The organism is Pseudomonas sp. SMV71, from assembly GCF_052042015.1.
In the GTDB taxonomy this organism is placed as follows: domain Bacteria; phylum Pseudomonadota; class Gammaproteobacteria; order Pseudomonadales; family Pseudomonadaceae; genus Aquipseudomonas.
This window is the reverse complement of the sequence record NZ_JBKGGU010000002.1, coordinates 54260-79009: the sequence shown is the minus strand read 5'-3', so window position 1 is coordinate 79009 and position 24750 is coordinate 54260. Positions and strand designations below refer to the sequence as shown.

The 24750-nt window shown below is 58.6% G+C and carries 22 protein-coding genes and 1 pseudogene; 16 read left to right on the top strand and 7 right to left on the bottom strand.

Annotated elements, in window-relative coordinates; genetic code table 11:
• Positions 1-33: 33 nt before the first annotated feature.
• A complete protein-coding gene (locus ACLEJQ_RS02260; protein ID WP_440791767.1) occupies positions 34-459 on the bottom strand; it encodes a VOC family protein in 426 nt (141 codons plus the stop codon).
• A gap of 140 nt (positions 460-599) precedes the next feature.
• Between ACLEJQ_RS02260 and ACLEJQ_RS02255 the strand changes: the two are divergent.
• Both ACLEJQ_RS02255 and ACLEJQ_RS02250 read left to right on the top strand, forming a co-directional pair.
• Positions 600-815: pseudogene (locus ACLEJQ_RS02255) on the top strand (LysR family transcriptional regulator); the annotation flags it as partial.
• A 75-nt stretch (positions 816-890) separates the two neighbouring features.
• Positions 891-1115, top strand: coding sequence for a hypothetical protein (locus tag ACLEJQ_RS02250; protein WP_440791765.1), 225 nt, complete (start codon positions 891-893; stop codon positions 1113-1115).
• A gap of 76 nt (positions 1116-1191) precedes the next feature.
• Here the strand turns inward: ACLEJQ_RS02250 and ACLEJQ_RS02245 are convergent, their stop codons facing one another.
• Positions 1192-1533 (bottom strand): c-type cytochrome, encoded by a 342-nt coding sequence (locus tag ACLEJQ_RS02245; RefSeq protein WP_440792117.1) that lies wholly within the window; start codon positions 1531-1533, stop codon positions 1192-1194.
• A gap of 264 nt (positions 1534-1797) precedes the next feature.
• The gene (locus ACLEJQ_RS02240; protein WP_440791763.1) at positions 1798-3660 is read right to left on the bottom strand and encodes an ABC transporter ATP-binding protein; all 1863 of its coding nucleotides are present in this window, start codon (positions 3658-3660) and stop codon (positions 1798-1800) included.
• Between the two features lie 298 nt (positions 3661-3958).
• On the opposite strand from ACLEJQ_RS02240, the gene ACLEJQ_RS02235 reads away from it, so the two are divergent.
• The 3 genes from ACLEJQ_RS02235 to ACLEJQ_RS02225 all read left to right on the top strand — a co-directional run bounded on the left by ACLEJQ_RS02235 (position 3959) and on the right by ACLEJQ_RS02225 (position 5705).
• Positions 3959-4429: an arsenate reductase ArsC gene (locus ACLEJQ_RS02235; protein WP_440791761.1), complete on the top strand. Its 471-nt coding sequence runs from the start codon at positions 3959-3961 to the stop codon at positions 4427-4429.
• Between the two features lie 43 nt (positions 4430-4472).
• The gene (arsH, locus tag ACLEJQ_RS02230) at positions 4473-5186 is read left to right on the top strand and encodes an arsenical resistance protein ArsH (protein ID WP_440791759.1); all 714 of its coding nucleotides are present in this window, start codon (positions 4473-4475) and stop codon (positions 5184-5186) included.
• Positions 5187-5297: 111 nt separating this feature from the next.
• Complete coding sequence (locus ACLEJQ_RS02225) at positions 5298-5705, top strand: hypothetical protein (protein ID WP_440791758.1); 408 nt, start codon at positions 5298-5300, stop codon at positions 5703-5705.
• On the opposite strand, the gene ACLEJQ_RS02220 is transcribed toward ACLEJQ_RS02225, so the two are convergent.
• The 4 genes from ACLEJQ_RS02220 to ACLEJQ_RS02205 all read right to left on the bottom strand — a co-directional run bounded on the left by ACLEJQ_RS02220 (position 5702) and on the right by ACLEJQ_RS02205 (position 11089).
• Complete coding sequence (locus ACLEJQ_RS02220) at positions 5702-6712, bottom strand: hypothetical protein (protein ID WP_440791756.1); 1011 nt, start codon at positions 6710-6712, stop codon at positions 5702-5704. The two genes, ACLEJQ_RS02225 and ACLEJQ_RS02220, sit on opposite strands and share 4 nt — an antisense overlap.
• On the bottom strand, positions 6709-8919 hold the full coding sequence (locus tag ACLEJQ_RS02215) for an AAA family ATPase (RefSeq protein WP_440791754.1): 2211 nt from the start codon (positions 8917-8919) through the stop codon (positions 6709-6711). Before ACLEJQ_RS02215 ends, ACLEJQ_RS02220 begins: the two co-directional genes overlap by 4 nt.
• A 124-nt stretch (positions 8920-9043) precedes the next feature.
• Positions 9044-9970, bottom strand: a complete 927-nt coding sequence (locus ACLEJQ_RS02210) for a hypothetical protein (protein ID WP_440791752.1) — start codon at positions 9968-9970, stop codon at positions 9044-9046.
• A gap of 153 nt (positions 9971-10123) precedes the next feature.
• Positions 10124-11089 carry a LysR family transcriptional regulator gene (locus tag ACLEJQ_RS02205; RefSeq protein WP_440791750.1) on the bottom strand — a complete coding sequence of 322 codons (966 nt, stop codon included), beginning with the start codon at positions 11087-11089 and terminating at the stop codon, positions 10124-10126.
• 317 nt (positions 11090-11406) lie between these two features.
• On the opposite strand from ACLEJQ_RS02205, the gene argH reads away from it, so the two are divergent.
• From argH to ACLEJQ_RS02150, 11 genes are all read left to right on the top strand, one after another.
• Positions 11407-12834 (top strand): argininosuccinate lyase, encoded by a 1428-nt coding sequence (argH, locus tag ACLEJQ_RS02200; RefSeq protein WP_440791748.1) that lies wholly within the window; start codon positions 11407-11409, stop codon positions 12832-12834.
• A gap of 80 nt (positions 12835-12914) precedes the next feature.
• Positions 12915-13793, top strand: a complete 879-nt coding sequence (locus tag ACLEJQ_RS02195; RefSeq protein WP_440791746.1) for an amino acid ABC transporter permease — start codon at positions 12915-12917, stop codon at positions 13791-13793.
• A gap of 11 nt (positions 13794-13804) precedes the next feature.
• Positions 13805-14569, top strand: a complete 765-nt coding sequence (locus ACLEJQ_RS02190) for an amino acid ABC transporter ATP-binding protein (RefSeq protein ID WP_440791744.1) — start codon at positions 13805-13807, stop codon at positions 14567-14569.
• A gap of 38 nt (positions 14570-14607) precedes the next feature.
• Complete coding sequence (locus ACLEJQ_RS02185) at positions 14608-15432, top strand: ABC transporter substrate-binding protein (protein ID WP_440791742.1); 825 nt, start codon at positions 14608-14610, stop codon at positions 15430-15432.
• A gap of 175 nt (positions 15433-15607) precedes the next feature.
• Complete coding sequence (locus ACLEJQ_RS02180) at positions 15608-16447, top strand: polysaccharide deacetylase family protein (protein WP_440791740.1); 840 nt, start codon at positions 15608-15610, stop codon at positions 16445-16447.
• A complete protein-coding gene (locus tag ACLEJQ_RS02175) occupies positions 16440-17327 on the top strand; it encodes a polysaccharide deacetylase family protein (protein WP_440791738.1) in 888 nt (295 codons plus the stop codon). The genes ACLEJQ_RS02180 and ACLEJQ_RS02175 overlap by 8 nt, the downstream gene beginning before the upstream one ends.
• A gap of 23 nt (positions 17328-17350) precedes the next feature.
• Positions 17351-18688, top strand: a complete 1338-nt coding sequence (locus ACLEJQ_RS02170) for an MmgE/PrpD family protein (protein WP_440792115.1) — start codon at positions 17351-17353, stop codon at positions 18686-18688.
• Positions 18689-18741: 53 nt separating this feature from the next.
• A complete protein-coding gene (locus tag ACLEJQ_RS02165) occupies positions 18742-19920 on the top strand; it encodes an MFS transporter (protein ID WP_440791736.1) in 1179 nt (392 codons plus the stop codon).
• 174 nt (positions 19921-20094) lie between these two features.
• Positions 20095-21336, top strand: a complete 1242-nt coding sequence (locus ACLEJQ_RS02160; protein WP_440791734.1) for a DUF1835 domain-containing protein — start codon at positions 20095-20097, stop codon at positions 21334-21336.
• Positions 21337-22117: 781 nt separating this feature from the next.
• Entirely contained in the window at positions 22118-24295 is a 2178-nt protein-coding gene (locus ACLEJQ_RS02155) for a type VI secretion system Vgr family protein (protein WP_440791732.1), read from the top strand.
• A gap of 16 nt (positions 24296-24311) precedes the next feature.
• Positions 24312-24749: a DUF6484 domain-containing protein gene (locus ACLEJQ_RS02150; RefSeq protein WP_440791730.1), complete on the top strand. Its 438-nt coding sequence runs from the start codon at positions 24312-24314 to the stop codon at positions 24747-24749.
• The last annotated feature ends 1 nt before the right edge of the window (position 24750 follow it).

The following is a 24750-nucleotide window of genomic DNA, read 5'->3' as shown; positions in this document are numbered from 1 at the left end:
GAAATCTTTAGCCCATACGTTGCCGCGCACCCACTATTTTGCGAAAAGCTGGCTCATGTCCTTGAAAGCCTTGAACTCCAGGGCATTGCCGCACGGGTCGAACAAAAACATGGTGGCCTGCTCACCGACCTGCCCTTTGAAACGTATGTACGGCTCGATCACGAATTCAGTGCCAAAGGACTTCAAGCGTTTTGCCAGCGCTTCCCATTCCTCCCAACCCAGGACGATACCGAAATGCGGGACCGGTACGTCGTGTCCGTCTACCGGGTTGCTATGGACACTCTCCTGTGACGCGTTTTTGGGTTGTTCATGGATGACTAGTTGATGGCCATAGAAGTTGAAGTCGACCCACTGAGCGCTTGAACGCCCCTCCTCCAGGCCAAACACCTCACCGTAAAAGGTGCGTGCCGCAGCGAGGTCGTAGACAGGAATTGCGAGATGGAAAGGCGATAGGCTCATCAGAACTCCAATGATTGTATTTTTTTGGGCGTCCCGACGCTTCAGTCAGGCATTGCACCGGCGTCGGCTAGCTGCGACGGTTGGAATATCGTAGGACGTGAATCGCAAGATAGAAATCAATATATATCTTAGAGATGCGATTCACTCGATATGATCGTTCCTCATTCGGCAGCAGGCAGGTAGACCGATTTCTGCACCAGATGTTTTTCACGTTGTGAAGTATGCGAGCTGGAGGAGCTGGAGGCGACCTTCCATCGTGAGATCGGCCTTGTACATCGGCATCGCAAAGCTTGACCGAGCTGGTTGGGGCATTCGCTCATCTTATGGGCGAGCAAGTTTCATCTGGTTTCCCATGAAATTGGCGTCTAGAGTTAGATTTTAGGCCCCGCTGTTAAGCGACCTCTCCAAACCGATATTCCGGGAAAGGTATCGTGTTCGAAAAATACCCCGATCAGGCCAGAGCCCGTCGACATACGCTGTGGACAGGCATTGGCTTCACCATCGTTGGCCTGATATTTTTTTTAGCCGGTGGCAGGGTGGTCTCGCTTATTTTTCTTCTACCCGGACTGACGTTTGTTCTTACCGCCATTTTTTCCAATCGTGAAGGATTCGAGACGGCAAAGCTGATTGGAAAATTTTTCCAGTGGTTTGCGTAGTTTGTATATCGCGCCCAGAAAGCCCCCCTGTGGGAGTGAGCAGTCTCGCTCCCACAGTTTTTCCGCGTACCCCTGCTCATTTCTTGAAGATGACACTGCTCATGTACTGATTCAGATCGCGAAAATCCTGGACCCTCCAAGCGTAAGGCGCCAGCTTCACGCCATTCTCTTTCAGGGTTCTGGGGATCAGGTCGCCATTGGGCCGAAGTATGATCGACGAGACAATAACGCCCGGATAATCACTCAGGCGTTTTTTGAATGCGGCACTTGTGAGATCAGGCGTAGGAGGATCGCTTTTTTTGGCCAGCGGTCCCGTTCCCTTGATGTCTGCGCCGTGGCACATGGCACATCGCTGTTGGTATAGGTTCTTCCCATTCGCGTTATCCGCGCAGGATGGTGCCATTTGAACGAGGGACATTATTGCTGGCAGCGCGATGAATAACAGCTTCCTTTTCAAGCGATCTCTCTCCGTGAGTCAGAGCCGAATACAGGCCCGCTGCGGCTTATAAACAGGTCAATGGCGCAAATCAAGATGAGCGTTGGGTAATCACCGGCTAATGGACTTACTGGTCCACACTCGAGGAGAGCTGTCCGATGCGTATCCTCTTGATTCACGCGCACAACGAGCCGCAGTCGCCCACGTCCATTGGTGCTTCAAGTATCGGAGTTTCAGGCGAGACACCTACTCCAGCCCCATCGCCTCCACCACGCCCTGGTCTTCCCCCAGGAACCCACCACTCTGATGCTGCCACAGCCGCGCATAGGTACCGTTTTTCGCCAACAGATCAGCGTGGGTCCCCTGCTCGATGATCCGTCCTTCATCCATGACGATGAGACGGTCCATGGCGGCGATGGTTGACAGCCGATGGGCGATGGCGATGACCGTCTTGCCCTGCATCATCTCATCGAGGCTTTCCTGAATGGCGACTTCGACCTCTGAATCCAGGGCGCTGGTAGCCTCGTCAAGTAACAGTATCGGGGCGTTCTTGAGCATCACCCGGGCGATGGCGATACGTTGGCGCTGGCCGCCTGAAAGCTTGATGCCGCGCTCACCGACCAGCGTGTCGTAGCCGGTATGGCCCTGGCGGTCGCTCAATTGGCTGATGAACCCGTCGGCCTGGGCGTTGGCCGCAGCAGTGCGAATGTCCGCGTCGGTCGCATCCGGGCGGCCATAGGCGATATTGTCGCGAATGGAGCGGTGCAACAAGGAGGTGTCCTGGGTGACCATGCCGATGGCGCTGCGCAGGCTGTCCTGGGTAACGTGAGCGATGTTCTGCCCGTCGATGCGGATCTCACCGCTGTCAACATCGTAGAAACGCAGCAGCAGGTTGATCAGCGTGGACTTGCCGGCACCGGAACGACCCACCAGACCGATTTTTTCCCCTGGCCGGATATGCAGGCTCAGTCCATCGAGTACCTGGCGCTCACCGTTGTAGTTGAAGCTCACATTGTCGAAGGTGACCGAACCGCCAGTGGGCACCAGTACGCCGGCGTTCGGCGCATCCTGGACTTTCGGCCCTCGGGTCAACGTGTCCATGCCGTCCTGCACGGTGCCGATGTTTTCGAACAGCGATGTCATCTGCCACATGATCCAATGGGACATGCCGTTGATCCGCAACGCCATGGCGGTGATCGCCGCTACAGCCCCGGCACCGACTTCGCCCAGGTGCCACAACCACAAGCAATAGCCGCCCGCGCCGAGGATCAGCGCCACCACCAGCGCCTGGTTGACGATCTCGAACTGGCTGACCAGGCGCATCTGCCGAAAGCCCGTCTGCTTGAAATCCTCCATCGCGGCACGAGCGAAGTGCGCTTCGCGTTTGGAGTGGGAGAACAGCTTCACGGTGGTGATGTTGGTGTAGGCGTCCGAGATACGTCCGGTCATCGACGACCGCGCATGAGCCTGCTCCTGCCCCACTTGCCCCAGGCGCGGCACGAAGTACAGCATCGCCAGCCCGAACAAGACGACCCAGGCAATGAACGGCACGATCAGCTTCAGGGCGAAGCCACCGGCCAGGGCAATGATCGCGATGAAGTAGACGCCAATACCGGGGGCGATTTCGATGACCGTGAACAGGACTTCGCGCACGGCCAGTGCCGTCTGCATCACCTTGGTCGTGACCCGGCCCGAGAACTCATCGGAAAAGAACGAAAGGCTTTGTCGCAGCATCAATCGGTGGAAGTCCCAGCGCAGCCGCAGCGGCAGATTGATCGCCAGAATCTGGTGCTGAACCATGGTGCGCAGCGCCACCAGCCCGATGCTGGTGAGCAACACGATGCCGATCCCCCACAGCACCCGGCTCTCTTGCGCGCTTTGCGCCTCCCCGCCCGTCTGCCAGGAGGAAAGCAGGTCGACCACCTGTCCCAGAAACGAAAACAACCAGGCCTCATAGATCGACACGGCGGCGCTGAGCAGCGCCAGCGCCAGGATATAGCCACGGGCGCCTCGGGTGCACGCCCACAGAAACCGCACCAGGCCAACCGGTGGTGGCGGTACTTCATCGGGCGGAAAAGGGTCGAGTCTTCGTTCGAACACACGAAGCATTGCGGCCTCCGAAAGGATTAAAGGAAAGAGATTCTGCCATTGAACGAGGATTTTGAGGCGTTTGCGAAGCGGGGGTTCAGAGCGATTGGCGTGTTTGCACGTGGACAGCCGTCGCGGCCTCATCCAATGCTGTTCGCTTTACTGTATATACGTAAATTCGTATATTCGATTTCCCGCATGTATGACTCTGATCCTGGACCAGACGTGCGACCCTTCTCATTGCGCTGGAGCTGCCTACCCTTCCGCCAACTTACGCGCCTGGCAGTTGTCCTCAGCTTGCAGACCAAGGAATCCCCCAATGAAAGTCCTGTTCATGTGCACCCACAACAGCTGTCGCAGCATTCTTTCCGAGGCGATGTTCAATCATCTGGCACCGCAAGGCCTGGAAGCAGTCAGCTCGGGAAGCTTTCCCAGTGGACGTGTCAACGCACGCGCCTTGCAAACATTGGCGGCAGCAGACATAGACACGGATAACCTGAGTAGCAAGGCTTCAGATACTTTTCAAGACGCCCCACCGGACATCGTCATTACCGTCTGCGATCGTGCGGCCGGCGAGGCCTGTCCAATATTTTTCGGACCTGCCCTGAAGGCGCACTGGGGCTTGGCCGATCCATCAGAGGCCACCGGGTCCGAGGCCGAGATTAGCGCGGCATTCGAAACGACCCTCGCCAAGATTCGGCAGCGCTTGGATGCATTCTTCGCCCTGCCTCTAAAAACAATGAGCACTGAGCAACTCCAAGCTGAACTGAATCGTATCGGTACGCTTTGAAGCATCGAGCAAAGCCCTGCGGGGCATGGCTGTAGGAGTTTACATGCAAGATACATTGCCCAACGTACAGGTCGATCTGATTGACATCCCCACCCTGGAGCAACTGAAACCGACCGCCCCGCTCGTTCATAAACCTCGGATACTTCTGTTGTATGGATCGACACGAGAACGCTCCTTCAGCCGTCTGGTCACCCAGGAAGCAGCGCGTCTGCTGGAAGAGTTCGGGGCCGAAACGAAAATATTCGATCCTTCGGGCTTACCACTGCCGGACGACGCTCCTGACACTCACCCCAAGGTCCAGGAACTGCGCCAATTGATGCAATGGTCGGAGGGACAAGTGTGGTGTTCTCCTGAGCGCCACGGCTCCATGAGCGCGGTGTTCAAGGCCCAGATCGACTGGGTTCCGCTGGCGCTGGGCGCCATACGGCCTACGCAGGGCAAGACCCTTGCCGTGATGCAGGTATGCGGCGGTTCGCAATCGTTCAACGTGGTCAATCAGCTACGGGTTCTGGGCCGATGGATGCGCATGTTCACCATTCCGAACCAGTCTTCGGTGGCCAAGGCGTTTACCGAGTTTGACGAGTCAGGTCGTATGAAACCATCAGCGTATTACGACCGATTGGTCGATGTGATGGAGGAACTCATGAAATTCACCCTGCTCCTGCGTGATCGCCAGGCATATCTGGTGGACCGCTACTCGGAGCGCAAGGAAACGGCCGAGCAGTTGTCTTCAAGAGTGAATCAGCGCTCCATTTGATGCCATCGCAGATCCATCAGTGGGAGGACAGTTCGCCAGCAATCATCTCGATCCTTTTGGATCGGGATGGAAAGTCCTTACAATCCTCCTCCCTCTATTCGGACCACCACCATGCCGCGTCTTCTTTCCCTGGCGTTGTTACTCATGGCCGGCCAGGCCATGGCGTACCCAGCCCTCCAGGACACTGAGCTCTACACCCAAAAGACCAGCGATTGCCGGGATGTCGACCTGGCCAACTGGCAACACCCTGCCCGCACCGTGCTAGAGAAGAACGGCATCAAGCTGGAACGGGTGCAGTTGTGCAATGGTGGACGTTATCCGATCTTCCAGGGCGAAGTCCCTTACGACCCGCAAGGTCAGACCAAAGATTTCTTCCTACCGTTGTACGAGCAATTGCGAAAGGCAAACGGCAAGTGGCCCTACGTATTGGTCGCCACCAATTATGGGGAGATGGTGTACGTCAGCTATCCGCAGAGCGACTCGATCTCCCTGGATTATGAGAATTTCGAGGCGCCCTAGAAGCAATCCGGCCTTTCGGCCAGCCCCTGCCTTTCTAACCGCTTTGCGGCCGAGGCGGCTTCAAATTCAGCGATTATCCTGGCCCGGTTGTCAGCCACAAGCCTCTTGACCATGGCGGAGTAAGGCATTGACGGTGCAGCTCGCGCTTCGAGTTCAGCGAATATTCGTTGAGCATCTTTCCAAAGACGGTCGAAAAATCTGCCAGGAGGTTCTGAAGCTGCTTCTTTTAGCGCGTCCTCAGCCTTCAGCAGTTCATTTTGGATTCCAAGCATTAGCTCGGTCCGTGTTTCAACCAGGTCCACGCGGTTCAGGCCGAATACTTGATAGGTGGCCAGTCCATAGGGATCCCAGTCACTCCCCCTTTTCAACGGAGCGATCAGGCTCAGGCCTCGCTCGATGATCCACTGCAAATGGTCGTCAGGATTGCGGCGGGTGGGATCTATCAGATAGGCATCCTCAGCACTCAGGTCATCGCCTTTAGCCATTGCTCGCTGCCCGCCGATTGGGAAGGAGTCATACTTGCCAAGCTTGTAGGCGCCTCCTTTCACCTTTTGCTTGTAGGGCTGTTCAGTAACGAACCTCTGGACTTCATGATATTCGGAGCTATTACAGTGAATGCAACTGGGCAAAAGATTTGTCCACTCGGATGCCAGCCACCAGTAGCCGGTATGAGCGAGGTCTTCAGTCACCCGGCCTTTTGGCCTGAAGTGCTCGACCTGAGCAGACATCACAGCCTTGTAACTGGATTCGCAATAAGCACACTTCTTGTGAAAGAGCTGGTCCAGTTTTTTCTTCACATCCTTTGATCGGTAAGCCGCGAAGTTGAATTTCTTTTTCTTCTTCGACTTTTTTGCCGCTTTCACCTTGGACTTTGTCTTGGGGGGCGCCGGTTGAGCCGCCAGCGCCGTGTAAAACGCATCGGCTCGGATTCTTTCTTTCGCTCCACGACCGTCAGCCTTGGCAAGCGATGCAGGTTCAGTCACCGTATTGCGATTGACGTAGATCATTGCCCGGCCTCATCGACACCACCGCGCAGACGCTGAAGAATGAGATTGATAGATTCTTCGCGAACCGCAGCACGGTCGAGTCGATTGGAGCGCAACTGTTCGACGATATGCCGACGCAGGGCTTCATTTACCACCTGCCGCTCCGGGGTATCACCAATCATCGAAAACGCGTTCAGTTGCTCGGAAAACTGCCCTTGCGGATCTGCACTCCGGGCATCGGAAAGCAGCAACCGATCAATGCGCTGTTGGGTTTCAGGCTCCGAGGTGCTGGCTAGGCCAAAATATTCGGAGGTCAATAATTGTTCGGCGCGCATTCCGGTTACCCCTGGCAGACCGGTCACCTCCACTATTGCTCCGGAATCGTCGCGTATCAGTACATGCACTTCACCGTCGAACATCCCTCTGATACAAAGAGGGTCGTGGGTTGTGATAATGAACTGGACCTGCGGCATAGCACGGCGCAAGGCGCTCACCACCTGCATCTTCCAGCGTGGATGCAGATGGATTTCGATTTCATCAATCAAGACAATGCCACGTGAACTCTCAAGATCTCCCCATTGCCTGACCATGTTCCGGAGAATATCCAGAGCCATTGCAAATAATGACCGATAGCCATCGCTGAGCTGCATCAGGGGTATATCTTCGCCGTTCTTGTTAATCAGGATGCCATTGCGCTCCGAACGAACAATCTCATCGCCGTCTGCCAGGTTGAGAATTTCTCGCAGTGCCCGAGCGACCGTTGGGAAAGTTTTCTCATCGAGAGACCCAAGCCAATCAGCGGAGTGCGGCAAAACTCTTTGTTTGTTGAACAACGAGACAATGCTCGAGACTCTCTTGATATGTCTGTAACTTGTCGGCTGGTCGTTGAAAAGACGGTGGGCACCGTACCCGAGAACCAAGGCACTTTCAAATACCTCTTCGTGGATCTCCCCGCCCCGCTGAATGTGTAGCTCATTGCTGCTGCCATCATCAAAGTTGATCTTGATGCTAGCCTGGGTCGATGACCTGTGTTCAAGAATTTGCCGCCCTGTCCGGTCCACATACCCACCTGAGTGGCGCAGAAAAGCATCAAAATCTACCTTGGTCTGTTTGCGCAAATCCCGCCCCATCGTGCCCAAGGCAATGGCCTGAAGCAGCGAGCTTTTTCCTACCGCATTTTCACCGAGTACCACCACTGCAGGCGCTATGCCTCGCTCCTCTACCGCCTGGCTGGAAAAGTCTATCTTGAACTTTCCGAACCCCTTGAAATTCTTGATATGGACCGAGCGGATGCGTGCAAACTTGGTCGCTTGTGTCTCCTCGATTACCTCAAGAAGATCCGCGGGATGAGACGTCTGCGGTTTATCTTTACCCTTGAGGTGAGCCATGAAATCGCGCCACATCGCCGGGTTGGCCAAATCAATGAAACCGGCCAGTTCGCTATTGAACTCGGCTTCGGTGGGTGGGATCGTTCTCGCTGACGTTGCCAGCAAGGAGTCCGTTATCCAGTTTCTCGCCGCGCCCACATGGGAACGGCGATCATCCAGCCTGCTCTCGACCTCGGACAGAATCCGCGCGTAGCCTCTTCCGCGCATTTTTTCGATACTGATGCCAAGCTCCGAAAAAATGGCAGCGCGTCGTCCCACCAGCTCGCTTCGATTGAGTTTCAGGATGTCGACCGTTTCCTTGCCTCGTGTACCTCTGGACAGGCAATATCCGTCGGCGCTGAATGCAAGATACTCGTAGGGATCGTCGTGGGATGGATCTATGAGAACCGGACGCTCCTCATCGGCCATCGTCAGCGGCGTGAACGGCGCGACCCGCTTGTCCTCTGTCGGGAACTGCGAGCCTTTGTACCGTGCGCAAACGACACAGGCCAGAACAAGATTGCTCCACTCATAGGCATACCATGCGTAATGATCGGGGCTCGGAGCACCCGAGAAGCTGATCCGACCTTTGGCGTTCATTACTGGGCGATGGTGGTGCACTTCGAATTCAAAAGGCCTCAGATCCTTCTCACAATACCCGCACTTTTCATGGAAAGCCGCGACAAGCGCCGACTTCACTTCTCTTGAGCTCCATATTCGAGGGTTAACCTTCGGCCGCCGGGTCAGCCGGGAAGGGAGGGCGAGTTCAAAATGCTCACGCAGAAGAGACAGTTCGGCAGTCAATGCCTTTTTGGTGAGCGAAGTGGGAGTACTGCTCGGATCACGCCATACAAATCTCAAAAGTCAGTTCCTTTAACTTGATGGGGCCTGACAAGCTCAAGCCTGCCTTACAAACCAGGCGTTGGCGTCACCCGATTCATTCGCCGATGAATAACGCCGGTCCGCCGGCAACTTCTGAAGCGGCCTACAGAGCCGTCTCTGGCTCGCTGTAATACTTTTCCCCCATGTCCCTTTTAAGCTTGGCAATGTGCTCGGAGCAATCGGTGACCACTTGCCTGAAGCTGCTGTCAATGTCCTGGCAACGATCCAGATAAACGCGCGCAAGCACCGCCAGATAGGCTTCGATAATGCGGCTAAACACCAGAATGCAGTCCTTCGTCCTTTTACCTGAACGGGTGACCACGTAATTGCGGTGCCCTTCGCCCGTCTCCCTCGGCTCGCTTTCGACATACACGCCCCAGACGACCTTGTTGTTGTGTATGTAGTCGCTCAGCATTCCGTTGAGCATACCTGCGTCGGGAATGACCGCTTTCAATGCAGTAATCGATTTGGTTGACTCAAACCTGTCAACCTCCTCCATGCTTTGCGCGTTCATGATCTGATAAGCGTGGCCCACCTGTTCCAGGATGGAACGCAGCAGACAGTTCACGTCAAAATACATGCTGTTCTTGATCAGTATCGAGACAGACTGAAAGCTGCCCAGCACCCTTTGTAAAATCACCATCGAGGTACGCAGGCCGATATTCAGCTCAGGAATCAAGCCCAGGCTTTGATCGATAGCCTTATGCGCTTTGAACGAGCTGTAGACCAGGAAGTCAGCCGCCAGAAACTCATCTTTGATGAGCGATTGCATGGTCAAGCCGTCTGGACTCTTTAGCTGCGCCAGCAATGCCTGGAAGTTTTCGTTGTCGAACTCTTCCTTCTCATCAAGGGATGAAAACAGAAAATGCACCAGCCTGAGGACGGTATTGGAACTGTCGGTGGGCAACGCGTAGTCGTATTTTCCGGTGCCCAGGGGGAAGAGTAGATGGATATTATCAATCGCATGCGCGCCGTCCCGATGGTATCGAATGTCCCTCAGGGAAAACCACGGCTCTCTTTTTTCGCTCATGTTCGCCTACCTCCATGGAATGAGATGTCCTCACGCAACGCCTGGGTGGTTGGACTCCAGGCGGCTGCGGGACGAATCTAACACGCTGAGAGACAAAGGTAGAGGCATTACGACATCATTGTAGGCTCGCGGCCTTCCGCCATGCACAGCAGCTTAGCGCGGCACTTTCAAATCCACCCCGAGCGCCTGGGCAAATGCCTTGACCAGCGGACTGCGTACGGTGTTGTGCCGCAGGATCAGGCTGAAAGGCGTGACGATACTGATCAAGTCGGGACGCACCGCGCGCATAAGGCCCTGCTCCACCATTGCGGCGGCGTAGTGTTGCGGTAGAAAGCCTACGAAACGGCCCGTCTTGACCAGTAGCGCAACCGCTTCCACCTGGGTCGCCGAGGCAGAAAAGCTGTCGTAACGGGCGAAATTCAGTTTATCTCGGTGAATCGCATAGCGATGGTTGACGCATTCATATTCCTTGAGCATCTCGCTATTGACCTGCGCCTCTGGCAAATCGAATAACGGATGCCCCAGCGCGCAATAAACCAGCGAGCGCTCCTGGTACAAGGGGTAGTAGTCGAATTCCTCTCGTTGCTGGTAAACCGGGACAATTCCGGCCACTAACCGGCCCTCCACCACACCACGCTCCACTTCATCCAGCTGTGACGCTTGAAGTTGCAGCCTTACTTTTGGCGACTGCTCGTTCATGCGTCTAAGCGCTGCAACTAACGGAGAATTAGCGTCGGAAATGGTGTTATCAATCACCCCCACACCCAGGTCGCCAACAAGTTCATTCTGAGCTGAACTAAGCCGATCTCGAAAGTTATCGACCGAGGCAAAAAGGTCAATGGATGCCTGGTACACCAACTTGCCTTCTTCGGTCAGATGAAACCCCTCGCGACCTCGGGTACACAAGCGCATGCCAATCCGGATTTCCAGATCGGAGATCTGTTTGCTGATCGCCGCCAGCCCCACGTTCAGCTCATTCTGCGCAGCGCTGAAACCTCCGGCCTCGACCACAGCCTTGAAGACTTTGAGCAGTTTGAAGTCCAGGCCGCTGAGCGCCAACGGAGCCCGGTGAGGCGGTTTAGGCGGCGGGTTTCCGGAATTGGAAAGTGGGGTTTCCATAATGCTTATTTACCTCTGGCGCCCTATTCAACACTCTGTGTCCAACAACAAAAACAACGCTGGCTAATAATAATGATCACAGAAAACCTGGCTTGGCAACCGCTAAGATTTTTCGCCTCCGAGTGCCAACTCACTGATTTCCAGACATTAAAAGCTGACACTTCGATCAGCCCTTTCCGCGTCGAAACTGCGTCCCCCCCCCTGCCCTTGATGAATAACTAAGCCGAGCCATGCCTGGTGGATTTCCATCGTCCAGGGCCAATGTTCCGGGCCAGGCACAACGCTTCAAGTTCGCTTTACCGATGAGGAAAATAACGATGTCTCAAACCACTGATCGCCTCTGGGGTGCGCGTTTCAAGAGCGGCCCGTCCGAGGCCCTCGCAGCCCTGTCGCGTTGCCCTGAGCGCTATTTTCGCCTGACCCCTTACGACCTCGCCGGATCCAAGGCTCATGCAGGGGAATTGCAACGCGCCGGCCTGCTGAGCGAAGAAGAAACCCGGACCATGCTCGCCGCGCTGGACCAGATCGGCGTCGACTTCCGCGCCGGCAGCATCGCTCCGACCCTGGACGACGAAGACGTCCATACCTTCATCGAGCGCCTGTTGACCGAGCGCCTCGGCGCCCTTGGCGGCAAGTTGCGTGCCGGACGCTCGCGCAACGACCAGACGGCCAACGACCTGCGCCTGTTCTTGCGCGATCACGTCCGCACCCTGGCCGTCGAAGTGCTGGCCTTGCAACAGGCGCTGGTAACCCAGGCCGAACAACACGTCGAGAGTATCTGCCCCGGCTTCACCCACTTGCAGCAAGCGCAACCGATCGTCTTCGCCCATCACCTGCTGGCCCACGCCCAAGCGATGTTGCGCGATGTGCAGCGCCTCGTGGATTGGGATGCGCGCACCTCACTGTCGCCACTGGGCGCCGCAGCCATGGCCGGTTCCGCCATCGCTCGCCTGCCCGAACATTCGGCCCGCGAAATGGGCTACAGCGGTGTGTGTGAAAACTCCATCGACGCTGTAGCCAGCCGCGATCACGTGGCTGAGTTCCTGTTCATCGCCAGCATGCTCGGCATCAACATTTCCCGCCTCGCTGAAGAATTTTGCCTGTGGTCGTCGCGGCAATTTCGCTGGGTCACGTTGGACGATGCCTACGCGACCGGCAGCTCGATCATGCCGCAGAAAAAGAATCCGGACATTGCCGAGCTGGCTCGCGGCAAGGCCGGTCGCTTGATCGGCAACCTGACGGGCCTGCTGTCCACCCTCAAATCGTTGCCGCTGTCCTACAACCGCGACTTGAGCGAAGACAAGAACGGTGTACTCGACAGCGTCGACACGCTGCTGCTGGTGTTGCCCGCCATGGCCGGGATGGTCGCGACCATGCAGGTCAACGTTGAAGAGCTGCGGCGTCAGGCGCCGCTGGGCTTCACCCTCGCCACCGAGGTCGCCGATTGGCTGGCCATGCGCGGTGTGCCGTTCAAGGAAGCCCACGAAATCACCGGTGCGCTGGTCAAGGCCTGTGAGCAACACGACATCGAATTGTGGGACGCGTCCCCGGCGCTGCTGGCCGAAATCGATCCACGCCTGACGCCAGAAGTACGCGAGAGCCTGACCCTGGAGGCCGCCATCGCAGCCCGCAGCGGCCGCGGTGGTACCGCACCGCAGCAAGTGCGTGAGCAGATCGGCCGGTTGAAGACCGCACTCGTCGCCCAGCAGAAGTGGACCGAGGACTACCAGGGGTTCCGCCTCTGAATCAGACACCCCTGTGGGAGCGGGTTTGCTCCCGCAGGGACCAGGTGTTTGACCCGAAATAAAGTGTACGGAGAACCCACATGAGCCACACCCAGGCAGAACAACTCCAGGCGGAGCGCAAACTGGCGGAAAACCAGTTCGACATCACCCAATACCAGCATGTGCCACGGCGCTATTACGGACGCATCTTCTTCGCCACGGTGATCGTCATCGCGCTGCTGGGCCTGGTGCGGGCCTTCGCCGAAGGCAAGATCGAATGGTCGTATATCGGCCAGTTCCTCACGTCCCAGGCGATTCTGTGGGGCCTGTTCAACACGATCGTCATGGCCGTGCTGGCCATGGCGCTGGGGATTGTGTTCGGGGTGATCACGGCAATCATGCGCATGTCGGCCAACCCGATCCTGCGCTACGTGGCGCTGACCTATACCTGGCTGTTCCGCGGTACGCCGTTGATTCTGCAGCTGCTGTTGTGGTTCAACCTGGCACTGATTTTCCCCACCATCGGCATTCCCGGCTTGTTCGAAATGGACACTGTGAGCCTGATGACGCCGTTCGTGGCCGCCCTGCTCGGCTTGAGCATCAACCAGGGCGCCTACACCGCCGAAGTGGTGCGCGCCGGCCTGCTGTCGGTGGACACCGGCCAGTACGAAGCCGCCAAATCCATCGGCATGCCGCGCCTGCAAGCGCTGCGCCGGATCATCTTGCCGCAAGCCATGCGGATCATCATTCCACCGGTAGGCAACGAGTTCATCGGCATGGTGAAAATGACCTCGCTGGCGAGTGTCATCCAGTATTCGGAACTGCTCTACAACGCTCAGAACATCTACTACGCCAACGCCCGGGTCATGGAGCTGCTGATCGTCGCGGGTATCTGGTACCTGGCCACGGTCACGGTGCTGTCCTTTGGTCAAAGTCGTCTGGAGCGCCGTTTCGCTCGCGGCGCCGGCAAGCGTTCGTGAGGGGAAGCGACATGAGAAGCATCGTCAAGGCCGTGAGCCTGAATAAATACTACGACCAGTACCACGCCCTCAAAGACATCAACATCGAAGTCGAACAAGGCGAGGTGCTGTGCATCATCGGTCCGTCCGGCTCGGGCAAGAGCACCTTGCTGCGCTGCGTCAACCAACTGGAAAAGATCGACAAGGGCGGCCTGTGGGTCGACGGCGAGCTGGTGGGTTATCGCGTGGTCGGCAACAAGCTTCACGAACTCAACGAGACGCAGATCGCCCGGCAACGCCTGGCCACCGGCATGGTGTTCCAGCGCTTCAACCTGTTCCCGCACATGACCGTGCTGCAAAACATCGTCGAAGGTCCCTGCCAGGTGCTCAAGCGTTCGCCCAAGGAAGCGCACGAAGAGGCACTGGAGCTGCTGGCGCGGGTTGGCCTGGCCGACAAACGCAACAGCTACCCGATCGAATTGTCGGGCGGCCAGCAGCAACGGGTGGCGATCGCCCGCGCCCTGGCCATGCGGCCCAAGCTGATGCTGTTCGATGAACCCACTTCGGCACTCGACCCGGAACTGGTCGGTGAGGTGCTGTCGGTGATGCGCGATCTGGCGCAGACCGGCATGACCATGATCGTCGTCACCCATGAACTGGGCTTCGCCCGCGAGGTTTCCAATCGCATGGTGTTCATGGACGGCGGGCAGATCGTGGAGGCTGGAAGCCCCGAAGAAATCCTTATAAGTCCACAAAACCCACGCACCCAAAGCTTCATTTCTGCCGTTCGAACCTAAGCGCCGTCTGGCGTCACAACACTCATAAGAGAACGACCATGAAGAACTTCGTAATCCCAGCAGTACTCGCCGGCCTGATGGCTTCCAGCGTCAGCTTCGCCGCCGATTTGCCCGCAAGCATCAAGGACAAGGGCGAGATCGTCGTCGCGATCATGCCGAACTATCCACCCATGGATTTCAAGGACCCGGCCACCAACACCCTGACCGGGCTGGACTATGACCTGGGCAATGCCCTGGCCGAACGTCTGGGCGTGAAGATCAAATGGCAGGAAACCGGCTTCGAACAGATGATCAACGCCCTGACCACCGACCGGGTGGACATGGTGCTGTCGGGCATGACCGACACCGCCGAGCGTCAGGCCAGCGTGACCTTCGTCGACTACTTCACCAGCGGCCCGCAGTTCTACACGTTGCAAAAGAACAAGGACACCAACGACGTCACCGACCTGTGCGGCAAGAAAGTCGGCACCAGTCGCCGTACCACCTTCCCGGCGGAAATCGCCGAGTTCAGCAAGGGCACCTGTGAAGCGGCCGGTAAACCGGCCATCGTGGTGGTCGGTACCGAAGGCTCGGCAGACGCTCGTGCACAGCTGCGCCAAAGTCGAATCGACGCGGCGATGCAAGGCAGCGAGACCCTCTCCTACCTCAAGACCCAGGAAAAGGACATGTACAAGACCGTCGGCCAGCCGATTTCCGTGCAGTTCACCGGCCTGGGCGTGAGCAAGAAAAAGCCCGAGCTGAGCGAGGCTGTGAAAGTGGCATTGCAAAGCATGGTCGATGACGGCAGCTACCAGGCCATCCTGAAAAAGTGGGACCTGGAATTGGGTGCGATCAAGACGGTGACCATCAACGCCGGTAAATGACCAGGGCCGGGGTGTACGCAGAACCTGCAACACCCCGCCCGCCCCCTGTGGGAGCGAGCTTGCTCGCGATGGCGTCCGATCAGTCTCTACTCGACTGCCTGGCCCACCGCAATCGCGAGCAAGCTCGCTCCCACAATAAAACCCGCGGGGCGTTCATTAATTGTTGGAGCACAAAATGTCTTCACCCACCTGGCCCGATGGACACAAAGCCTGCCTAGCCCTGGCCTTCGACCTCGACGGCCCGACCGGCGATGCCATGCTCAACGGCTCGATCTGGCAAAAGCCCGAGTACTTCGGCTTCGGCGGCTACGGCCCCTATCGTGCGCTGCCACGCCTGCTGGATCTGCTCGACGCGTTCCAGATTCCGGCCACCTTCTTCGTCCCGGCCTGGGTCGTGGAAAACTGGCCCCGGCGGTGCCAGGCGATCATCGAGCGCGGACACGAGGTGGCCTACCACGGTTACAAACACGAATCGTTCTACGCCCTGACGCTGGACCAGCAGAAGGCCGTGATGAACAAATCCCGCGAGGTGTTCAGCAACTACCTGAACATACGCGCAGAAGGCTTCCGCACTCCGTCCGGGGACTGGCGCGCCGAGACCCCGGCCATGTTGGCACAGGCTGGCGTGATTTATTCCAGCAGCATGCGCGGCGATGACCGGCCTTATCTGGTTGACGTCCCGGGACAGGATACGCCCTTGGTGGAAATCCCCGGCCGCTGGGAGATGGACGACTACGCCTCCCTCGCCTACACCTGCGGCCCGGACTTTCCTTCGGGGCTGGACCGCACCTCCAGTTACCAATTGACGCTGGATAACTGGTGCCGCGAGTACGACGGCGCGATGAATGAAGGGTTGTGCCTGACCACCCTGTTCCACCCCAAGATCATCGGTAAACCGGGCCGCATTCTGTTGCTGGAAAAACTCTTCGAACACATGCGCCAGCGCGATGACGTGTGGTTCGCCACCTGCCGCGATGTCGCCCGTTGGTGGCTCAAGGAGCATCACCATGGCTGATTCCAAAGTCTGGCCCGACGGCTACCGTTGCGCAGTGGTGGTGACCGTCGATTACAACGACATCCACGGCATCCTTACCCAGGCCCCGGAAGTGGCCGGGCGCGACAAGACCCTGTCGGTCTGGCGCTACGGCAGCCAGCGCGGGGTTGACCGTCTGCTCGGTTTGTTGGCCGAACTGGAGGTGCCCGGCACCTGGTGCGTTCCCGGCATCGTCGGCGAAGAAAACCCCGGGCACATCCAGGCGATCCTGGCCGCCGGGCACGAAATCGCCTGCGCCGGCTATCGCCATCAGAACTACGACAACCTGACCCTGGCCGAACAAACCGCCGACGTCGCCAAGGGCTGCGAAGCCCTGGCCCGGCTCACCGGCAATCGCCCGACCGGCTTCCGGATTCCTGCTGGCAATGGCGCACCGGGATTCATCCAGGCACTGCACCAGCAAGGCATCCGCTGGTCGTCATCGTGGCGCGGCGATGACCTGCCTTTCGCGCACCCAACCGCGCCCGACGTGATCGAGTTGCCGCTGCACTACGAACTCGAAGACGAACCCTACTTTGCCTTCAACCTCAGCCCCGCCGTGCCACCCGGTCAGTCACGGATCGCCTCGTACAGCCACACCCTGGGCAACCTGTTGATGGACTTCGCCGGGTTCCACCGATTCGGCCTGTGCTATGTGCTGCGGTTGCACCCGGAAATCATCGCCACGCCCGGGCGCATCGGCCTGCTACGGGAATTGCTGGAAAGCATCCAACGGCATCCGGATGTATGGCTCACCACGGCGGGTGACGTTGCCCATTGGTGGGCAGCGTCGGCAACAAGCGTGACAGAGGACCATCCGGCGGCCGTGTACGAGCGCCAGTATCGGAGCCAGGGCGAATGAACACTTGGCAAGGCGTGCCCCCAATGGAGCGGTTGGCGCAGTTCTGCGTGACAACACAATTCGAAGATCTACCCGCAGCGCTAGTGACCCAGGCCAAACGGCATATCCTCGACAGCTTCGGCGCGGCCCTCGCCGGCGCCGGCAGTGAGGTGGCGCGACAGGCCCAGGCAGTGTTTGCCAATGAACCCGGCGATACGCCAGTCTGGGGCACGGATCGGCGCACCGGCGCTGCCCAGGCTGCGACGCTCAATGGCATCGCTGCCCATGCCCTGGAGCTGGACGACACCGGAGGCTGCGATCACTCAGGCGCCGTGGTGCTGCCGGCGGTCATGGCAGCGGTGTCGATGGTCGACTACCCGGTGAACGGCCGGGAGTTCATCACGGCGGTGGTGATCGGCTACGAGATCGCCCGTAGGGTGCTGGAAGCCTGTGGCAGTTATTCAGCACATAACGGCGCCGGCTGGCATTCCACTGCAACCTGCGGCGTGTTTGGCGCAGCGGCCGCCAGCGCACGGGTCCTCGGCCTGGGCACCGCACAAACCGTGTCGGCCCTGGGCATTGCCGGCAGTTTCAGTGGCGGGTTGTGGGCCTTTATCCATGACGGCTCCCAGAGCAAGAAACTCCACAGCGGTCGCGCGGCCGAAGGCGGCTTGCTGGCCGCACGATTCGCTCAGCAGGGGATCACCGGACCGGGCCAATTGTTCGAGGACGTCTGGGGCGGGTTTCTCAAGACCCTGGCCGGTAGCACTGCCGTCCCTGAGGCACTGGATAAGGACCTGGGCTGCGTCTGGAAACTTGCCCGTTGCTCGATCAAGCCCTACGCCGCTTGCCGCGGCACCCATTCGGCGATCGATGCGTTGGGGCTGTTGCTGACCGAACTGGATGTCGGCGCCGGGCAGATCGAGGACATCCAGGTCACGCTCTGCGAGTTCCTCCAGGACATGTGCGGCGGCCAGGACGTCACCCGTCTGGCCGCCGCACAGATGAGCCTGCGCTACGCCCTCGCCGTACGACTGGTACTGGGACATTGCCGGCTGGAGGCCTATGACGACGTAATGCGCAGCGATCCGCGCATAGCGCAATGGGTTTCTCGGATTCGCCTTGAAGTGGACCCGACGTTATCGGAGGATGGCGAGCCCATCGTGAGCGTGCGGACCCTGGACGGTCGGCAGGCCAGCCTGTGTGTAGACATACCGCTGGGCGCGCCCGGCAATCCGCTGAGCGACGCGGCGCTGGAGGAGAAGTTCTTCAGCCTGGCCCAGCGGACGATCCCTCGACCCCAGGCCCAAGCGTTACTGGCCCGGCTGCAACGTATGCAAGCCCTGGAGTCAACGGCAGAGCTGCATCAATGGCTGGCGTGAACCATCGGTCGCCGATAAACGCTACCGCATTCGAATAAGGACATTTGTTTCCCGTGGCTACCTACTCCCTCGTGATCCGCCGCTTGATGATCTGCTCGCTGACCATTGTCGTCAGCCGCGCCATCACCAGCCCGCTGCTCACCTTGTTCTTGAGCACCAAGCTCGGCCTCAATCAGCAAGACGTCGGTCTGCTGCTGGGCATCGCGGTGTTCATCGCCACCTTGCTGGCGCTGTACGGCGGCTACGTCATCGACCGGCTGGACAAGCGCCAGTTGCTTATCCTGGCCATGCTTTCCAGCGCCATCGGTTTCGTGCTGCTGACCTTCGCCGAAAACCTCTACCTGACCACCACCATCCTGGTCGTCACTGAGACGGCCTCGGCGTTGTTCCTGATCGGCTCCAAGGCCATCCTCAGCGAGCAACTGCCGGTGGGCCAGCGGGCCAAGGCATTCTCCCTGCGCTACACCTTGACCAACATCGGCTACGCCACCGGTCCGATGCTCGGCGTAGTGATCGCAGGGGTCTACCCGACCGCACCGTTTCTGATGGCCGGCGGCATTGCGTTTCTCAGCATTTTCCTGATGAGCGCCATCCCGAAGGACGCCGATCCGCTGCCTGTCATCGGCCAACCGCCGAGTTTCCTGAAGACCCTGACCACCCTCAAGAACGACCGCACCCTGATCATGTTCACCTGCGGCTGCCTGTTCAGCACCGTGGTCCACGGTCGATTCACCTTGTACCTGTCGCAATACCTGCTGGTCACCGAAGACTCACAACGCGCCCTGCAAACCATGGCCGCCCTGCTCGCCTGCAACGCCATCAGTGTCATCCTGCTGCAATACCAGATCGGCCGGTTCCTCAAGCGCGAGCAACTGCGCTACTGGATTGCCGGCGGCACCAGCCTGTTCATCCTCGGCTTGATCGGTTTCAGCCTGGCCGATGGTCTGGTGAGCTGGTGCGTGGCAATGTTCATCTTCACGCTGGGCGAGATGATCATCTACCCGGCGGAATTCCTGTTCGTCGACACCCTGGCCCCGGAAGAGCTGCGCGGCAGCTACTACGGCGCACAAAACCTGGCGGCCCTCGGCGGCGCTCTGAGCCCGGTGATCTGCGGTTTCCTGCTCTTGCACACGCCAGCGCCGACGATGTTCTATGCCCTTGGCTTGCTGACGGCGATGGGTGGAACGCTGTGTTTCATGGCGGGACGGCGGGCGGCGTTGCTGCGGGAATAACACTGCAGTCGACTCAGTCGTCAGCCTTGCCTCATCGCAAGCCTGCCGTTAAAGTCCAACCCTCGGAGTTCGCTACGCCCGCGGTCCGCGCGAAGGGGTGACCCAAGCAGGTTTTCAACATTTTCCGTTCCAGCTCCCGGCTTGTCGGCGGACCGAGCCTCTTGAGGAGTTGGTATGCCCGCGTTTTATGCATCACGTCGTGATGGTCTTCTGGATTTACCCATACTGCGAAAACGTGCCAAACGTCTTCTAAGCGCACTCAAGGCCAATGAGGCTGACGAAGCGCGTCTACAGCTGCGCGCGCTGGGCTGCCTGGGCCCCGATTATCGCCTCGCAGACACCCAATGGCTCGTCGCCCGAGAGGCTGGTTTTGCCAGTTGGCCCAAGCTGATCGCTCATGTCGAAGCAGTCTCGTTCGCCGCACGTCACCCAACGTTCGCCGCGACGGGAGAAAGCACGGTCCAGCACTGGCGCTGCGGCAACGACATCGAGCACAGCCTTCGCATCGCAGGCTTTTCAGGTGCCTTTCATATGTTCGACGACCCGATGGTCATGGGACCTGTGCCCGCATTGCCTGAAGCCGAGTACTGGTCAATACGCGCCGCTTATCTGCAACAAGCCTTCGGGCTATCTGCCCGTGATATTGAACAGCGTCAGGCACTCCAGCGTATGGCACTGTCCCGCTTGCATGGCGATAGCGAACTGGTGCTGTGGTGTGAGGGCGATGCCTACGATCAGTTGTTTCTGATTCGGGTGCTGGCGAGTCTTTCCACCTTGCCCCGACGCTTGGAACTCATCGAAACAGCCCAGGTGCCGGGCGTGGAGCGATTCATCGGACTTGGGCAACTGGCACCGGACCTTCTCGCCTGGCTGTGGCCACAACGCCGTCGCTTGGGTGACGATGCCTTGGCCGTGGCACGCCTGGCATGGGCTGCCTTCACTGCATCGGACCCGAGCGAGTGGGCAAACCTGGCTCGCCAGCATCACCCAGCCTTGCCGCTACTTGGGCCCGCCCTTGCGCGGCAGTTGCAGGAGCTTCCGGGCGCTACCGATGGCTTGAGTCTCAGCCAGCGCCTGACACTGCGCATTCTCGCCGCTCACGGCGAATTGCCCGCTGCGAAAGTGTTCGGCCATCTCATGACCCGTTATGAACCGCTGCCCTACCTGGGTGACTTGATGTTTTACGCGCTCTTGCGTCCTTTGATCGATGCACCTCGCCCATTGATCGCTGAAAAGCCAAGGGAAGATCGGCATCAGCGGCCTCTGCGGCTGACCGCTCTGGGTGAGCAGATCCTACTAGGCCAGGCCAATTGGCTTGATCAGAATCCGGCGCAGCGTTGGATCGGTGGTGTGCATATCGGTGCCGGCCAGGCGCCCTGGGTGGTCAGCGCGGATGGGCAGGTCTGGCAGCGTTGAGGGCTTCGTCGGTTGCGAACGATGCGGTCCTCTCATAGCTTTCTCATGGTGCACATGCCGCGACAGCCAATAAATTGGCGTTAATTTTTCAAGGCCAAAAATCACCTTCAAATTGCGACATTTTTCCGACAAAAGGCGTCGTTCCACCATTGCTGGCCGTTTGAAGAAGGGCTCATCATCCGCTTGTCATTGCTACTCGTTCTAGCCTGCCAGGGCTAACGCAGGATGCATCAATCGCATCGGTTCGATGGGAGCAAGCCAGGATGATGACCGTCTACGTAATGGTGATGACTATTTGCACCGGCGGTGAGGGCTGCATCGAAGAACGCAAGCCGGAGCCTACCTACGCCACCAAGGCACTGTGCATGGAGTCAGCCCGGAGCATGGCGCCGCGCAAGAGTGTGAAGTTCAAATGTCGCACCCAACGATTGCTGGTTCCTAATCAGACATCGACAGCAGAGGCTGTGGTTTCAACCGGCGCCAAAGGTGCACCCTAGACCTGCTGGCACCTCTCTAGCGGTGATCCGAAGGGTGGCAGATCCATTATTTTCGTGCGGCGAAGCCGGTCTTTCGAAAGGCCTTCCATTGCTTTTCGAAATAACTCCCATAACCAAAAAAACTGATCAGACGGTCCGGTTCACCTATCGTGAACTCACATCAGTGCTGTCAGTTTGGCCGGGAGATGCTTCATGTGCATTTTCTTAAGTGCGGATAGTCGCTCTCGGCGGATAACGGATTCGGCCACACATTCGCGCTGACCGGGTGCGAATCACGAGGCGATATGGAGATCACGCAGAACAACCGCCTGGTGCAGGTCGACAGCCCCCTCGGTGGCAATGTCTTGCTGCTCAAGAGTATGGAAGGCAGCGAAGAGTTGGGTCGGCTGTTCCATTACGAACTGGACCTGACCTCCGAAGACCGGGCCATTACGTTCGACCAGTTGTTGGGCAAGCCAGTGGGCCTGACCCTGGAGCTGCACGACGGTGGCAAACGTTATTTTCATGGCATTGTCGGCAACTGCCGGCAAATGACCGGACACGGTCAGTTCGCGGGCTATCGGGTCAGCCTTCGGCCGTGGCTCTGGCTGCTCACCCGCACCTCGGACTGTCGGATTTTCCAGAACAAGACGGTGCCGGACATCATCAAGCAAGTGTTCCGTGACCTGGGGTTTTCCGATTTCGAAGACAGCCTCAGCGGCAGCTACAACGAGTGGGAATACTGCGTGCAATACCGCGAAAGCAGCTTCGATTTCGTCAGCCGGTTGATGGAACAGGAAGGCATCTATTATTACTTTCGCCATGAAAAGGCGCGGCATGTATTGGTGCTCGCCGATGCCTATGGCGCGCATTCCACCGTGCAGGACTACGCCTCGGTTCCCTTCTATCCGCCCGAGCGGCAAATGCGCGAGCGCGATCATTTCTACGAATGGCAACTGGCGCGGGAAGTACAACCCGGCTCCCTGGCACTGAACGACTACGACTTTCTGCGCCCGCGCGCCAACCTGCAGGTGCGCTCCAGTGTGTTGCGCAACCATAGCCACGGCGACCACCCGCTCTACGACTATCCCGGGGAATATCTGCAAAGCGGCGATGGCGAGCACTACGCCCGCACTCGCATCGAAGCCATCCACAGCCAGTTCGAGCGCGTGCAATTGCGCGGCCGCGCCCGTGGGCTGGGTTCCGGTCACCTGTTCAGCCTGACCGGCAACGAACGGGCAGACCAGAACCGCGAATACCTGGTGGTGATCGCTCGCTATCAGATCCGCCAGGACCCTTATGAAAGCGGGCAGCCGGACCTGGCCGAACAGTTCACCAGCGAGCTGGACTGCATGGACGCAACCCAGGTCTATCGTCCGCTCCCGCTGACGCCGATACCCATCGTTCGCGGTCCGCAAACGGCAGTGGTCGTCGGGCCCGGTGGCGAGGAAATCTGGACTGACCAGTACGGTCGAATCAAGGTGCATTTCCACTGGGACCGTCACGATCAATCCAACGAAAACAGCTCATGCTGGATTCGCGTATCCCAGGCCTGGGCCGGCAAGAACTGGGGCGCGATGCAGCTCCCGCGGATCGGTCAGGAAGTGATCGTCAGCTTTCTCGAAGGCGATCCGGACCGGCCGATTGTCACCGGTCGCGTCTACAACGCCGAACAGACCGTGCCCTACAAGCTGCCGGCCAATGCGACCCAGAGCGGTGTGAAAAGCCGTTCGAGCAAGGACGGCACGCCGGCCAATTTCAACGAAATTCGCATGGAGGACAAGAAAGGCGCCGAGCAGCTGTTCATCCATGCCGAGAAAAACCAGGACATCGAGGTCGAGAACGACGAGACCCACTGGGTCGGCCACGACCGCAGCAAGACCATCGACAACGACGAGACCGTGCACGTCAAACACGACCGCACTGAAAACGTGGGCAATAACGAAACCATTTCCATTGGCGTGAACCGTACCGAGGAAGTGGGCAGCAACGAGAAGATCACCATCGGCGTCAATCGCACAGAGAAAGTCGGCAGCAACGAAAGCATTTCCATCGGTGCGGACCGTACGGAGAAGGTCGGTGCCAATGAAACCATCAGCATCACCGGCAACCGCAGCGAAAACGTGGGCGGCAACGAAAAGATCGCGATCACAGGCAACCGCAACGAAACAGTCCAAGGCAACGAAAGTATCGAGATCAGCGGCAATCAAAGCACCCGGATCAGTCAGAACGAATCCCGTGACGTCTCCCAGAACCGCACAACGGGTATCAATCAGAACGACAGCCTGGACGTCGGCAAACACTTTTCCCTCACCGCCGGCGACTCGATCACCCTGACCACGGGCGCGGCCAGCATCACCATGAAAAAGGACGGCACCATCATGATCAGCGGCAAGAACATCACCATCGACGGTTCCGGTGCGATCAAGATCAAGGCCGACAAGAACGTCGTCGTCAAGGGCCAGAAGATTTTGCAGAACTAGCTACGGAGCCTGCGCTATGACCGCCTCATCCCCCGCACTCACACGCCTGGACGGTGTCGTCATTGGCGTGCTGCTGGATGTACCCACCGCGGATGCTCCCGTGGTGGGGTTCCCCGGTTGCCCCGCAGACACGGGGCTCGCAGCGCGCACCACCAGCGCACTCAGCCGCGAGGACATCGGCGCCCAGGTAGCACTGATGTTTGAAGCGGGAGATCCGACGCGGCCGCTGGTCGTCGGCCGCATTCAACGACTGCCAGCAACCGCAGCGCCAACCGTCGCCCATCTGGATGGCGAGCGGCTGGAATTCACGGCAGAGCGAGAAATCGTCCTGCGCTGCGGCAAGGCCAGCATCACCCTGACCCGAGAAGGCAAGGTGTTGCTGCGCGGCGCCTATCTGTCCAGTCGATCAACCGGCGTGAACCGCATCAAGGGTGGTTCCGTGCAGATCAACTGAG

What these genes read in the sequence shown, in the direction of transcription:
- ACLEJQ_RS02245 (WP_440792117.1), bottom strand. Translation starts at nt 1,533, where the DNA reads ATGTCCCTCGTTCAAATGGCACCATCCTGCGCGGATAACGCGAATGGG.
- ACLEJQ_RS02175 (WP_440791738.1), top strand. Translation starts at nt 16,440, where the DNA reads ATGGCTGATTCCAAAGTCTGGCCCGACGGCTACCGTTGCGCAGTGGTG.
- ACLEJQ_RS02210 (WP_440791752.1), bottom strand. Translation starts at nt 9,970, where the DNA reads ATGAGCGAAAAAAGAGAGCCGTGGTTTTCCCTGAGGGACATTCGATAC.
- ACLEJQ_RS02190 (WP_440791744.1), top strand. Translation starts at nt 13,805, where the DNA reads ATGAGAAGCATCGTCAAGGCCGTGAGCCTGAATAAATACTACGACCAG.
- ACLEJQ_RS02180 (WP_440791740.1), top strand. Translation starts at nt 15,608, where the DNA reads ATGTCTTCACCCACCTGGCCCGATGGACACAAAGCCTGCCTAGCCCTG.
- ACLEJQ_RS02220 (WP_440791756.1), bottom strand. Translation starts at nt 6,712, where the DNA reads ATGATCTACGTCAATCGCAATACGGTGACTGAACCTGCATCGCTTGCC.
- ACLEJQ_RS02235 (WP_440791761.1), top strand. Translation starts at nt 3,959, where the DNA reads ATGAAAGTCCTGTTCATGTGCACCCACAACAGCTGTCGCAGCATTCTT.
- arsH (WP_440791759.1), top strand. Translation starts at nt 4,473, where the DNA reads ATGCAAGATACATTGCCCAACGTACAGGTCGATCTGATTGACATCCCC.
- ACLEJQ_RS02205 (WP_440791750.1), bottom strand. Translation starts at nt 11,089, where the DNA reads ATGGAAACCCCACTTTCCAATTCCGGAAACCCGCCGCCTAAACCGCCT.
- ACLEJQ_RS02170 (WP_440792115.1), top strand. Translation starts at nt 17,351, where the DNA reads ATGGAGCGGTTGGCGCAGTTCTGCGTGACAACACAATTCGAAGATCTA.
- ACLEJQ_RS02160 (WP_440791734.1), top strand. Translation starts at nt 20,095, where the DNA reads ATGCCCGCGTTTTATGCATCACGTCGTGATGGTCTTCTGGATTTACCC.
- ACLEJQ_RS02155 (WP_440791732.1), top strand. Translation starts at nt 22,118, where the DNA reads ATGGAGATCACGCAGAACAACCGCCTGGTGCAGGTCGACAGCCCCCTC.
- ACLEJQ_RS02240 (WP_440791763.1), bottom strand. Translation starts at nt 3,660, where the DNA reads ATGCTTCGTGTGTTCGAACGAAGACTCGACCCTTTTCCGCCCGATGAA.
- ACLEJQ_RS02185 (WP_440791742.1), top strand. Translation starts at nt 14,608, where the DNA reads ATGAAGAACTTCGTAATCCCAGCAGTACTCGCCGGCCTGATGGCTTCC.
- ACLEJQ_RS02195 (WP_440791746.1), top strand. Translation starts at nt 12,915, where the DNA reads ATGAGCCACACCCAGGCAGAACAACTCCAGGCGGAGCGCAAACTGGCG.
- ACLEJQ_RS02150 (WP_440791730.1), top strand. Translation starts at nt 24,312, where the DNA reads ATGACCGCCTCATCCCCCGCACTCACACGCCTGGACGGTGTCGTCATT.
- argH (WP_440791748.1), top strand. Translation starts at nt 11,407, where the DNA reads ATGTCTCAAACCACTGATCGCCTCTGGGGTGCGCGTTTCAAGAGCGGC.
- ACLEJQ_RS02225 (WP_440791758.1), top strand. Translation starts at nt 5,298, where the DNA reads ATGCCGCGTCTTCTTTCCCTGGCGTTGTTACTCATGGCCGGCCAGGCC.
- ACLEJQ_RS02260 (WP_440791767.1), bottom strand. Translation starts at nt 459, where the DNA reads ATGAGCCTATCGCCTTTCCATCTCGCAATTCCTGTCTACGACCTCGCT.